Origin of the sequence: Paractinoplanes hotanensis (genome assembly GCF_023717965.1) — a bacterium.
GTDB lineage: Bacteria > Actinomycetota > Actinomycetes > Mycobacteriales > Micromonosporaceae > Actinoplanes > Actinoplanes polyasparticus.
In genome coordinates this window covers 249,811-261,612 of record NZ_JAMQOL010000001.1, presented here as the reverse complement: position 1 = coordinate 261,612, position 11,802 = coordinate 249,811, and the positions used below count along the sequence as shown (strand labels likewise).

The 11,802-nt window shown below is 71.6% G+C and carries 8 protein-coding genes; 4 read left to right on the top strand and 4 right to left on the bottom strand.

Annotated elements, in window-relative coordinates; all coding sequences use genetic code 11:
• Positions 1-106 precede the first annotated feature (106 nt).
• Together LXN57_RS01210 and LXN57_RS01205 are read right to left on the bottom strand one after the other, a co-directional pair.
• Entirely contained in the window at positions 107-985 is an 879-nt protein-coding gene (locus tag LXN57_RS01210) for an SIS domain-containing protein (protein WP_251795955.1), read from the bottom strand.
• Positions 986-1,166: 181 nt separating this feature from the next.
• The gene (locus tag LXN57_RS01205; protein WP_251795954.1) at positions 1,167-2,459 is read right to left on the bottom strand and encodes an alpha-glucosidase/alpha-galactosidase; all 1,293 of its coding nucleotides are present in this window, start codon (positions 2,457-2,459) and stop codon (positions 1,167-1,169) included.
• Between the two features lie 123 nt (positions 2,460-2,582).
• Here LXN57_RS01205 and LXN57_RS01200 point away from each other — a divergent pair, with 123 nt between their 5' ends.
• Both LXN57_RS01200 and LXN57_RS01195 read left to right on the top strand, forming a co-directional pair.
• On the top strand, positions 2,583-3,404 hold the full coding sequence (locus LXN57_RS01200; protein ID WP_251795953.1) for a DeoR/GlpR family DNA-binding transcription regulator: 822 nt from the start codon (positions 2,583-2,585) through the stop codon (positions 3,402-3,404).
• A 9-nt stretch (positions 3,405-3,413) separates the two neighbouring features.
• Positions 3,414-4,832 (top strand): ATP-binding protein, encoded by a 1,419-nt coding sequence (locus LXN57_RS01195; protein WP_251795952.1) that lies wholly within the window; start codon positions 3,414-3,416, stop codon positions 4,830-4,832.
• Here the strand turns inward: LXN57_RS01195 and LXN57_RS01190 are convergent.
• Positions 4,814-5,056 (bottom strand): DUF5999 family protein, encoded by a 243-nt coding sequence (locus tag LXN57_RS01190; RefSeq protein ID WP_251795951.1) that lies wholly within the window; start codon positions 5,054-5,056, stop codon positions 4,814-4,816. The two genes, LXN57_RS01195 and LXN57_RS01190, sit on opposite strands and share 19 nt — an antisense overlap.
• A 91-nt stretch (positions 5,057-5,147) precedes the next feature.
• Between LXN57_RS01190 and LXN57_RS01185 the strand changes: the two genes are divergently transcribed.
• Positions 5,148-5,801 (top strand): response regulator transcription factor, encoded by a 654-nt coding sequence (locus LXN57_RS01185; protein ID WP_251795950.1) that lies wholly within the window; start codon positions 5,148-5,150, stop codon positions 5,799-5,801.
• Here the strand turns inward: LXN57_RS01185 and LXN57_RS01180 are convergent.
• Positions 5,779-6,135: a response regulator gene (locus tag LXN57_RS01180; protein WP_251795949.1), complete on the bottom strand. Its 357-nt coding sequence runs from the start codon at positions 6,133-6,135 to the stop codon at positions 5,779-5,781. The genes LXN57_RS01185 and LXN57_RS01180 overlap by 23 nt on opposite strands.
• 138 nt (positions 6,136-6,273) lie before the next feature.
• Here LXN57_RS01180 and LXN57_RS01175 point away from each other — a divergent pair, with 138 nt between their 5' ends.
• Positions 6,274-11,718, top strand: a complete 5,445-nt coding sequence (locus tag LXN57_RS01175; protein WP_251795948.1) for an ATP-binding protein — start codon at positions 6,274-6,276, stop codon at positions 11,716-11,718.
• The last annotated feature ends 84 nt before the right edge of the window (positions 11,719-11,802 follow it).

Genomic DNA, 11,802 nt, shown 5'->3' with positions numbered 1-11,802 from the left:
TTGTGAAATGGGCGGTTCAGGTGAGGACGACGATCTGGTTGAGCGATGTTGCGGTTGGGACTGAGCGATTGCGCGATTGCGCGAACGGTGTGACCGGCCGGATCGCTCAGGTGAGAACGACTGAGCGAGTGAGTAGGCGCGGGGTGTCGGGGTTGAGGCCGCGGTGGGCGGCCAGGGCGAGCGCGAAACGCTGAACGAGCACCAGCTGGGCGAGCGGGTCCAGAGCGTCGCGGTACGGGGTGGCGCCGGCGCCGCGGGCCACGTCGTCCAGCGCCTCGGGCACATCGCCGAGCGACCAGACCAGGCTGCGCGGGCCGGCTACGGCGACCGGGCCGTGCCGGAAATCCATGGCGGGATACGACTCGGAGTACGCCTGGGCCGCCTCGCGGACCTTGAGCGCCGCCTCGTGAGCGAGCCCGACGGTCCAGCCTGTGCCGAGGAAGACCAGGTGGTCGATCCCGGCCGGGTCGGCCGGGAGGCCGGCTCGCAGGGCGGCTCGGCCGTCCTCGATCGCCCGCGTGAGGTCGGCGCCGAACGCGGAACGGGCCAGAGCCAGTACGGAAGTGGGGAAGCGGGTCTGCACGACGCTGCGCTCGTCGGCGAAGTCGAGCAACAACCGCGCGTCGGACAGGTCGTCGACCGGCTCTCCGTCGACCGCGGTGACGGCCACCCGGTGGGTGCCGGCCGGGACCTGGCGCAACGCGTCCAGCACCTCGGTCGACGTGCCGGAGCGGGTCACCGCCACCACCCGGTCGTAGCGGCGGCGCGGCACGTATTCGGAAGCGCAGACCGCGTCGGTCTCGCCAAGACCGGCGCCCTCGCGCAGTTGGGCGATGCTCTCGGCGACGAACCACGAGGTGCCGCAGCCGAGAACGAGCATCCGCTCGCCCGGGGCGGCGAGTTCCCGCCGCGCCGGGTCCGCGAGATCGAGGGCCTGGGCCCAGACGTCGGGCTGACTGGCAACCTCGTCGGAAGTCACATTCATGTCTGCGGATTATGCTCGTTTCTGCTCGCTTAACAAGATCCGAGCAGTAAGCGAGCAGTTTTAACTGAGCGTTTGGTCAAGAAGGCGGCCACCGAAGCGGTCACCGAAGCCGCGGCCGGAGGGTCACCGAAGCGGCGGCCGGAGGGTCACCGAAGCGGTCACCGAAGCGGCGGCCGGAGGGTCAACGAAGCGCGGCTGGAAGAAGGTCGCCATGGGCAGCGGTCAACTCGTCGCACAACGACCAGATCTGGTCCACAGTCAGGGTGGCGGCCGTGTTCGGGTCGACCATCGCGGCCTGGCGGACCATGCGCGGATCACCGTCGAGCGCGGCCTGCACGGTCAACTGGCCCACGTTGACGAACGACCGGTTGAGCGCGGCGCACTGCGGTGGCAGCGCGCCCACCCGCTCGGGCCGCATCCCGAGGCGGTCGACCACACAGGGCACCTCCACCGCGTACCCCTCGGGAAGGTTCGAGATGAGACCGCGATTGGGCACATTGGCATGGATGCGCCGCCGCTCGCCCGTCACCATGCTGTGGATAACCTGCGGCGCGTACTCGGTCGCCTCGCGGGTCAGATCGAGCGGTTCGCCGGCCAGCAGCGCGCGCCGGGTCGCGTGATAATCAGCCACGTTGTCGGCGCTGATGCCCAGGTAGTCGCCGACCGGGATGCGCAGGCGCTCGATCTCGGTGTCGCTGTGCAGATACCACGGCACGTACTCCGCCGAGTGCTCGCTGGTCTCGGTCGGGAAATAGCCGAGCCGTCGGTACATGTCCATCCGCACGCGCCGTCGTAGCTGTGGATTGTCGGCCAGCAGCGCGTCGAGACGCGGATACAGTGACTCGCCCCGGTGCTCGAAGCGCAGCAGCCACGCCTGATGGTTGACGCCCGCGCCGGTGTAGTCCACTTCGTCCAGCGGCACGCCGAGGAGGTCGGCCAGATCGTGAACCGTCCAGAAAACCGAATGGCAGAGCCCCGCCACCTTCAGGTCCGGCGCGATCGCGCTCAGATACGCGACGTTCATCGCCATCGGGTTGGTGTAGTTCAGCAGCCACGCGTCGGGGCAGAGCTCGAGCATGTCGGCGGCGATTCCGTCGAGCACCGGGAACGTGCGCAACGCGCGGAAGATGCCGCCCACGCCGAGGGTGTCCGCGATCGTCTGCCGCAGCCCGAACTTGGCCGGGATCTCGAAGTCGCGAACCGTCGCCTCGTACATGCCGACCTGGATCGAGTTGATGACGAAGTCCGCGCCGTCCAGCACCTGGCGGCGGTCGAGGCTCGCCGTGATCGCCGGCGTCGCGCCCAGCTGGCCGGCGGTGCGCCGGGCGATCAGTTCGGCCGTCTCGAGGCGCTCGGGGTCGATGTCGTGCAGGGCCAGGGTAACGTCGCGCAACTCGTCGAAGGACAGGATGTCGGCCAGCAGCTCGCGGGTGAAGACCACGCTGCCGGCGCCCAGGAAAGCGATCACCGTCATGGGCGGATTGTTGGTCGTCGCTCACACTCGCACAAGAGAACGTGGCGCTTCGACAAGAAACGAACTATTTTAACTGCGCGTTTGCTCAAGAAAATCGATCATCCACGAGGGCGGGGAGAACCCATGTCGCTGCGCCGCGCCGAGCGCGTCTCGGCCATCCTGGAACGCGTCTCCGAGCACGGTTCGGTCGACGCGGGCGACCTCTCCGAGGTCTTCGGCGTCTCGCCGGCGACGATCCGGCGGGATCTGCAGGTGCTCGAGGACCAGCGCCTGCTCTCACGCACCCACGGCGGCGCGGTCGCCATGGACGTCGCCTACGAGCTGCCCGTACGCTACCGCGCCGGCCAGCATCGGGAGGAGAAGACGACCATCGCGCGGGTGGTCGCCTCCATGCTCCGCAAGGGCCCGCTGACGCTGGGCCTCACCGGCGGCACGACCACGCACCTGCTGGCCCGCCTGATCGCCGACCGGGTCGACCTCACCGTGGTCACCAACGCGCTGAACATCGCGGGCGAGCTGGCCCTGCGCCCGCGCCTGAAGCTGATCATGACCGGTGGCGTCTCCCGCACCCAGTCGTACGAGCTGGTCGGTCCCATCGCCGACAATGCCCTGCAGGGGCTCAACATGCAGGTCGCCGTCGTCGGCGTCGACGGCATCAGCGCCCGCGGCGGCCTCACCACCCACGACGAGATCGAGGCCAACACCAACGCCACGATGATCCGCCGGGCCGACCAAGTGATCGTGGTGGCCGACGGATCCAAGGTCGGCAAGGTCTGCCTGGCCGGCATCTGTCCGGTGACCGATGTGTCCGCTCTGGTCACCGACGTCAGCGCCGACATCCGCGAGGTCGAGGCCATCCGGGACGCCGGCACCGAGGTGCTCGTCGCGACCGGCGAAGGCATCGAGGTGATCGGCGCCGCAGGCGATCGGGTGGTTCGCGGGTAGCCTCAGCGCGTGCTCTCCCGTACGCGGATCCCGCTGCCGTTGCAGGTCGCCCTGGCGGCCGTCGCCGGCGCCGGGTCGTTCGTGGTCGCGCGGGTGGTCTGCACGCTCGCGCGCGACCACATCCACGCGATTCCGTTCGCCGCCGTGCTCCTGACGGTTGTGCTGCTCTTCGCGCGCGCCCTCGGCATCCTCTTCGCGCTCCCGGTCGGCACGGCCGCGATCCTCGCGTACGACTGGTTCTACCTTCCGCCCCTCCGCGAGCTGTCCGAGGCCACCTACACGCTGCTCGCCACGTTCCTCGGCATGGCCGTGATCGTCGGCACCGTGGCCACGGTCACCAGCCGCCGGGCGGTCGCGGCCGAGCGGGCGCGCGGCGACATGGCCGAGGTGCAGGCCTCCCTGCGCCGTCTCGCGCTGCTCATCGCCCGCGGCGAGGTCCCCGGGCGTGTCTTCGAGGCGGTCACCCGCGAGGTCCGGGACCACCTGGGCAGCGACAACGCCACCCTCGTCCGGTACGAACTGGACGGTACGACGACCGAACTGGCCTGCGCCGGCCGGCCCGAGCCGGCCGTGCCCGAGGCGCTGATCCGGCACGTACGCGAAGGGGGCCGGGCTTTCCGCCTCGACGCCACCGCGGCCGGGGTGCCGGTGGTGGTGAACGGCCGGCTCTGGGGCATGTTCTCGGTCGGATCGGCCGAGTCGCAGCTGCCCGACGACACCGAGGCGCGGATGAGCGAGTACACCGAGCTGGTGGCCACGGCCGTCGCCGACGCGCAGAGCCGCGCCGAGCTGATCAGCTCGCGGGCCCGCATCGTGGCCGCGGCCGACGAGGCCCGCCGCAAAATTGAGCGTGACCTGCACGACGGCGCTCAGCAACGGCTCGTCGCGCTCGCCCTGCGCCTGCGGACGGCCACGCACGACGGCGACAAGCCCGGCGAGGTGGCCGAGATCGGCGCCGACCTCATGACGGTCATCGACGAATTGCGCGAGCTGTCCCGCGGCATCCACCCGGCCGTGCTGTCCGACTCGGGTCTGCGGCCGGCGCTGCGCGCGCTGGCTCGCCGCTCGCCGCTGCCGGTCGAGGTCGACGTCCGCCTCGACGGCCGCCTGCCCCAGCCGGTCGAGGTGGGGGCCTACTACATCGCCTCCGAGGTGCTGACCAACGCGGTCAAGCACGCGGGGGCGACGGTGGTCGAGATCTCGGTGAAGGCCGAGGACGACTGCCTGCATTTGCGGGTCCACGACGACGGCGCGGGCGGCGCCACATTCGCGGGCGGCACCGGGCTGCTCGGGCTCAAGGACCGCACGGAGGCGCTCGGCGGCACGCTCGACGTGACCAGCCCGGCCGGCGCCGGCACCACGGTCACGGCGCGCATCCCGCTGGAACCAGGTGACGGCGGGCGCGACGCTCAGGCGGCGATCGGCTGAGCGGTCTGCTCGCGGCTGGGCGCGTTTTTGCGCGTACGAGTTCTGGTGCGCGTCGCTCGTGCGGGCATCAAGGGCACGGCCGGCAACGGCGTGACAGCGGCGTCCAGCACGACGGCGCCGTTGCACAACATGCGCCAGCCGAGGTCCTCGTGGTGGACGAGCGTCGCTGCGGTGTCCCACCCCGGCTGGTCGATCGCCGGGCACTCGGGAGTGTGGTTGCACATGTGAACAGACTCGTGAAAACGGGCGGCGCCCACATCGAGGCCACCCCCACTCCTCGATACCGGCTAGCCGGTAGTCGCCTAATCTTGGCCCATGACGGGGCTGCGGGTTGTTTTGGCCGAGGATGACGTGCTGCTGCGCGAGGGGATCGCCAGTCTGCTCGCCCGGGAGGGGCTCGACGTGCTCGGCCAGGCGGGCGACGCCACCGAACTGATGAAGCTGGTGCGGGCGACCAGGCCCGACCTGGTGGTGGTCGACGTGCGGATGCCGCCGACCCACACCACCGAGGGCCTGCAGGCGGCTCAGCAGATCCGCACCGAACTGCCGGGCACCGGCGTGCTGGTGCTCTCGGCCTACGCCGACGTCGACCAGGCGATGGAGCTGCTGGCCGGCGGGCGCCGCATCGGCTACCTGCTCAAGAGCCGGATCACCGACGTCACCGAGTTCCTGGCCGCGGTCGAGCGGATCGCCGGCGGCGGCTCGGTGATCGACCCCGGCCTGGTCGCCGAACTGGTGACCGCCCGCCGCCGCGACGACCCGCTGGCCGCGCTCAGCACCCGCGAGCGCGAGGTGCTGGCCCAGATGGCCGAGGGACAGTCCAACTCCGGCATCGCCCGGCGGCTGTGGATCACCGAGGGCACGGTCGAGAAGCACGTCCGCAGCGTCCTGAGCAAGCTGAAGCTGCCCGAGACCGACGACCACCACCGCCGGGTGCTGGCCGTGCTCACCTTCCTGGAAGCGCGCTGACCAGCGACCGCACGGCGGAGCCGGACAATTCGATCTTGTTGAGGAAGCCGATGGCGGGCGAGTCGGAGATCAGATCCGCGTAGTCCTCCCCGCTGTGTGTGGAGATCATGATCACAGGGGTCGGCGCCAGCCGCCGGGCCAGCTCGAAGCCGTTCTCGCCGCCCAGGTTGATGTCGACCAGGGCCACGTCCGGGACCAGCTCGCCGGCGCGCCCGAGCGCCCCGGCGATGTCGGACGCCATGCCGGCGACCACCAGTCCCTCCCGCTCCAGCAGGTCGCGGGCCGCGGCGAGGAAGTGGTCGTTGTCGTCGACGAGCAGGCAACGCAATGTCACGGGTTCCAGGCTTCCAGGTCGTTTCCGGGCGCGCATTCCTGCTAGCGGTAGTACCCGGAGCCGAACGCCGTACCCCCCGGCGCGGCACTTCTGTAGTCTCCTGTCGAAGCTTTTTGGCAGAGGTAGGGGCCCGTTCGAGTGTTCAGTCGTATCGCCATCGTCAACCGTGGTGAAGCCGCCATGCGTCTCATCCACGCCGTCCGTGAGCTGGCCGCGGAGACCGGCGCCCCGATCGAGACGGTGGCGCTGTTCACCGACGTCGATCGGGGCTCCACCTTCGTCCGCGAGGCCGACATCGCGTACGACCTGGGTCCGGCCGCTTCCCGTCCGTACCTCGACCTCAAGACGCTCGAACGGGCGCTGATCGACTCGGGCGCCGACGCCGCCTGGGTCGGCTGGGGTTTCGTCGCCGAGGACCCGGCCTTCGCCGAGCTGTGCGAGCGGATCGGGATCGCCTTCGTCGGGCCCAGCCCCGAGGCCATGCGCAAGCTCGGCGACAAGATCGGCGCCAAGCTGATCGCCGAGGAGGTCGGCGTCCCCGTCGCGCCGTGGAGCCGCGGCTCGGTCGAGACGCTCGAGGCCGCGCTGGCCGCTGCCGAGACGATCGGCTACCCGCTGATGCTCAAGGCCACCGCCGGTGGTGGCGGCCGCGGCATCCGCGTCGTGCGCGACCCCGACCAGCTGGCCGACGCCTACGAGCGCACCAGCCAGGAGGCGGCCCGCGCGTTCGGCAGCGGCATCGTGTTCCTGGAGCGCCTGGTCACCGGCGCCCGGCACGTCGAGGTGCAGGTCATCGCCGACGGTGAGGGCACGGCGTGGGCGCTGGGCGTGCGCGACTGCTCGGTGCAGCGCCGCAACCAGAAGGTCATCGAGGAATCGGCGTCGCCGGTGCTGCCGGCCGCGCGGGCGGCGGAGCTGAAGGCGTCGGCCGAGCGGCTGGCGGTCGCGGTGGGTTACCGCGGCGCGGCCACGGTCGAGTTCCTCTACCACCCCGGCGACGACCTGCTGGCCTTCCTCGAGGTCAACACCCGGCTCCAGGTGGAACACCCGATCACCGAGTCGACCACCGGGTTCGACCTGGTCAAGGCCCAGCTGCAGGTGGCCTCGGGCGGGCGCCTGACCGGCTCGCCGCCGGCCGAGCGCGGGCACGCCATCGAGGCCCGGCTCAACGCCGAGGACCCCGACCGCGACTTCGCACCGTCACCGGGCCGGATCGCGCGCCTCGACCTGCCGGCCGGTCCGGGCATCCGGGTCGACACGGGCGTCAGCGAGGGCGACACCATTCCGGGTGACTTCGACTCGATGATCGCCAAGGTCATCGCGTACGGGAAAAACCGCGACGAGGCCCTGGGCCGCCTGCGCCGGGCGATGGCCGAGACGACCGTCGTCATCGAGGGCGGGGCCACCAACAAGAGCTTCGTGCTCGACCTGCTCGACCAGCCCGAGGTGATCGACGGCTCGGCCGACACGGGGTGGATCGACCGCGTACGCGGTGAGGGCCGCCTGGTCTCGCACAAGCACTCCGCCGTCGCGCTGGCCGTGGCCGCCATCGAGGCGTACGAGGAGGAAGAGCTCACCGAGAAGCAGCGCCTGCTGTCGACCGCGTTCGGCGGTCGCCCCCAGGTGCGTCACGAGAGCGGCCGTCCCCTCGACCTCAAGCTGCGCGGCGCCACCTACCGCGTCCGCGTGGCCCGGGTCGGCGCCGGCCGGTTCCGCGTCGGCATCGAGGCCGGCGCCGACCTGCGCCTGGCCGACGTCGAGCTGGAACGCTTCGACGAGCACACCGGCCGGATCACCGTCAACGGCTCCCGCCACAAGATCCTCACCGGCGCGCACGGCGCGATCCACCTGGTCGAGGTCGACGGGGTCACCCACCGGGTCAGCCGCGACGAGGGCGGCGTGCTCCGCTCGCCGATGCCCGCGCTGGTCATCGCGACCCCGCTCGCGGTCGGCGCCGAGGTCGAGTCGGGCGCGCCCGTGCTCGTGCTCGAGGCCATGAAGATGGAGGCCGTGATCCGGGCCCCGTTCAAGGCCCGCGTCAAGGAATGCCTGGTCACCGTCGGTGCCAAGGTCGACTCGGGGGCGCCGCTGCTGCGCCTCGAGCCGATCGGCGACGCCGACGCCGAACAGGACGCGGCGGCCGTCACCCACGAGATCGACCTGCCCCCCGCGCCCGCCGAGGCGTCGGCCGCCCGGCGCGCCGCCCAGGGTCAGGAAGACCTGCGCAGCCAGCTGCTCGGCTTCGACGTCGACCCGCTGGACGAGCGCCGGGTGCTGGCCGACTACCTGGCCGCCGCGGCCGAGACCGGCCACCGCCCGCTGGCCGGCGAGGTCGAACTGCTCGAGGTGTTCGCCGACCTGGCCGAGCTGAGCCGCAACCGCCCGGCCGGCGAGGAGGGCCCGGGCGACACGCACGTGCGCAGCGCCCGCGAGTACTTCCACACCTACCTGCAGAGCCTCGACGTCGACCGGGCCGGCCTGCCCGAGTCGTTCCAGGCCCGGCTGTCCAAGGCGCTCGGCCACTACGGCGTCACCGAGCTCGAGCGCACGCCCGAGCTCGAGGCCGCCGTCTTCCGGATCTTCCTGGCCCAGCAGCGGGCCGCGACCGACGCCAACCTCGTCGCGACGCTGCTGCGCACCTGGCTGCGCTCCTCCCCGCCGGAGGAGACGCTGCGCGAACCGACCGGCCTGGCCCTGGAACGGCTGATCGCGGCCACCCAGGTCCGCTACCCGGCGCTGGCCGACCTGGCCCGCGGCGTGGTCTTCTCGTGGTTCGGCCAGCCGCTGCTGCTGCGCAACCGGGCCCGCGTCTACGCCGGCGTCCGCAAGAACCTGCGCCACCTCGACCTGGCGCCGGCCGCGCCCGACCGGGCCGAGCGGATCGCCGAGATGGTCCGCAGCACCGAGCCGCTGGTACGCCTGCTGGGCCAGCGCCTCGTGCGGCACGACCTCGACAACTCCGTCATGCTCGAGGTGCTGACGCGGCGGTACTACGGCAACAAGGGCCTCACCGGGGTCCGCACCGCCGGCCAGTTCCTCGTCGCCGAGCGGGAAGGCTCGTGGATCGCCTCCGCCGCCGTCCCGTTCGACCAGCTCGGCGAGGCGCTCGACGGCTTGGCCGCGCTGAGCGCGGACGCTGCGATCGACGCCGACATCTACCTGTCGTGGGAGGGCCAGCCGACCGATCCCGACGCGATGGCGGCCGCCCTGCACGAGGTGGTCAGCGCCCACACGCTGCCCTCGGCGGTCCGCCGGCTCACCACCACGGTCGCCGGGCGCGGCGGCGCGGTCATGCACCACCACTTCACGTGGCGGCCGTCGAGCGCCGGGTTCACCGAGGAGCGGCTGATCCGCGGCCTGCACCCGTACATCGCGCAGCGCATGCAGCTCGAACGCCTCCGCAAGTTCGACCTGACCCGCCTGCCGTCCTCGGACGAGGAGATCTACCTCTTCCGCTGCGTCGCCCGCGAGAACCCGGGCGACGACCGGCTCGTGGCGTTCGCCCAGGTGCGCGACCTGACCGAGCTGCGTGAGCACGACGGCCGGCTGGTCGCGCTGCCCACGGCGGAAGAGACGATCGCCACCTGCCTCGACTCGATCCGCCGGGCGCAGGCCCAGCGGCCGTCGGACAAGCGGTTCAGCACCAACCGGATCGTCGTCTACGTGTGGCCGCCGATCTCCATCGCCCCCGAGGAGATGGAGATGATCGCCCGCCGCGTCCTGCCGACCAGCGTGGGCGCGGGCCTCGAGGAGATCCTGTTCATCGGCCGCTACCGTGACCCGTCGACCGGCGCCCTGGCCAAGGTGGCCGTGCGCATCTCGAACGACGCGACCGGCGCGCCCGTGCTCACCGTCGGCGAGCCCGCCGAGGAGCCGATCGAGCCGCTCGACAACTACCGCCTCAAGGTGCTGCGCGCCGCGGCTCGCAACACCGTCTACCCGTACGAGCTGACGGGTCTGCTGGGCTCGTTCGTCGAGCACGACCTGGACGCCGCCAACACGCTCGTCCCGGTCGACCGGCCCAAGGGACGCAACACGGCGGCGCTCGTCGCCGGCGTGGTGACCACGAGGACCGAGCGCCACGATGAGGGCATCACCCGGGTCGTGCTGCTCGGCGACCCGACCAAGGCCCTGGGCGCGCTCTCCGAGCCGGAGTGCCGCCGCGTGATCGCCGCCATCGACCTCGCCGCGTCGCTGCGGGTGCCGCTCGAGTGGTGGGCCCTGTCGGCCGGCGCCCGGATCTCGATGGAGTCGGGCACCGAGAACATGGACTGGGTGGCGGCCGCCCTCAAGCGGATCGTCGAGTTCACCCAGGACGGCGGCGAGATCAACATCGTGGTCGCCGGCATCAACGTGGGCGCTCAGCCGTACTGGAACGCCGAGGCGACGATGCTCATGCACACCAAGGGCGTGCTGATCATGACGCCGGACTCGGCCATGGTGCTGACCGGCAAGCAGTCGCTCGACTTCTCCGGGGGCGTGTCGGCCGAGGACAACTTCGGCATCGGCGGCTACGACCGGGTGATGGGCCCCAACGGCCAGGCGCAGTACTGGGCGCCCAACCTGGCGGCGGCCCGCGAGGTGCTGATGGCCCACTACGACCACACGTACGTCGTACCCGGCGAGGCGGGCCCGCGGCGGGCCGCCACCACCGACCCGGTGACCCGCGACATCTCGGACTTCCCGCACGACGTGCCGGGCAGCGACTTCACCACGGTCGGGCAGATCTTCTCGCCGGCGGCCAACCCCGACCGCAAGAAGCCGTTCGACATCCGCGTGGTGATGCGCGCCCTCGCCGACCAGGACCACGCGGTGCTGGAACGCTGGGCCGGCATGGCCGACGCCGAGACCGCGGTGGTGCAGGACGTGCACCTCGGCGGCATCCCGGTGTGCCTGCTGGGCATCGAGTCGCAGTCGGTGCCGAGGCGTGGCTTCCCGCCCACCGACGGCCCCGACACCTACACGGCGGGCACGCTGTTCCCGCGCTCGTCGAAGAAGGCGGCCCGGGCGATCAACGCGGCGTCGGGCAACCGCCCGCTGGTCGTGCTGGCCAACCTGTCCGGCTTCGACGGCTCACCCGAGTCGATGCGCAAGCTGCAACTCGAGTACGGCGCCGAGATCGGCCGGGCCATCGTCAACTTCCGCGGCCCGATCATCTTCACGGTCATCAGCCGCTACCACGGCGGCGCGTTCGTGGTCTTCTCGAAGATGCTGAACCCGAACATGACCGTGCTGGCGCTCGAGGGCTCCTTCGCCTCGGTGCTGGGCGGCGCCCCCGCCGCGGCCGTCGTCTTCACCGGCGACGTGAACCGCCGCACCGCCGCCGACCCCCGGGTCAAGGAGGCCGAGGCCCGCCTGGCCGTCGCCGCGGGCGCCGAACGCAGCGCCCTCGCCGCCGAGCTGGAAGAGCTGCGCAACGCCGTCCGCACCGAGAAGCTGGGCGAGGTGGCCGCCGAGTTCGACCGTGTCCACAGCATCCAGCGCGCCGTCGAGGTCGGCTCGGTGGACGCCGTCATCAAGGCCGCCGAGATGCGCCCGCGCATCATCGAGGCCATCGACGTCGCCCTGCGCCGCCAGAGCTGACGCCACACGCCACGGAGCCGTCGTCCCGCCCAGCGGGCGACGGCTCCGTGGCGTTCCTGCCGCCGGCTGCCGGCTCTGCGCGCT

Coding starts and splice junctions, on each gene's coding strand:
- LXN57_RS01210 (WP_251795955.1), bottom strand. CDS start 985: ATGAATGTGACTTCCGACGAGGTTGCCAGTCAGCCCGACGTCTGGGCC.
- LXN57_RS01205 (WP_251795954.1), bottom strand. CDS start 2,459: ATGACGGTGATCGCTTTCCTGGGCGCCGGCAGCGTGGTCTTCACCCGC.
- LXN57_RS01200 (WP_251795953.1), top strand. CDS start 2,583: ATGTCGCTGCGCCGCGCCGAGCGCGTCTCGGCCATCCTGGAACGCGTC.
- LXN57_RS01190 (WP_251795951.1), bottom strand. CDS start 5,056: ATGTGCAACCACACTCCCGAGTGCCCGGCGATCGACCAGCCGGGGTGG.
- LXN57_RS01185 (WP_251795950.1), top strand. CDS start 5,148: ATGACGGGGCTGCGGGTTGTTTTGGCCGAGGATGACGTGCTGCTGCGC.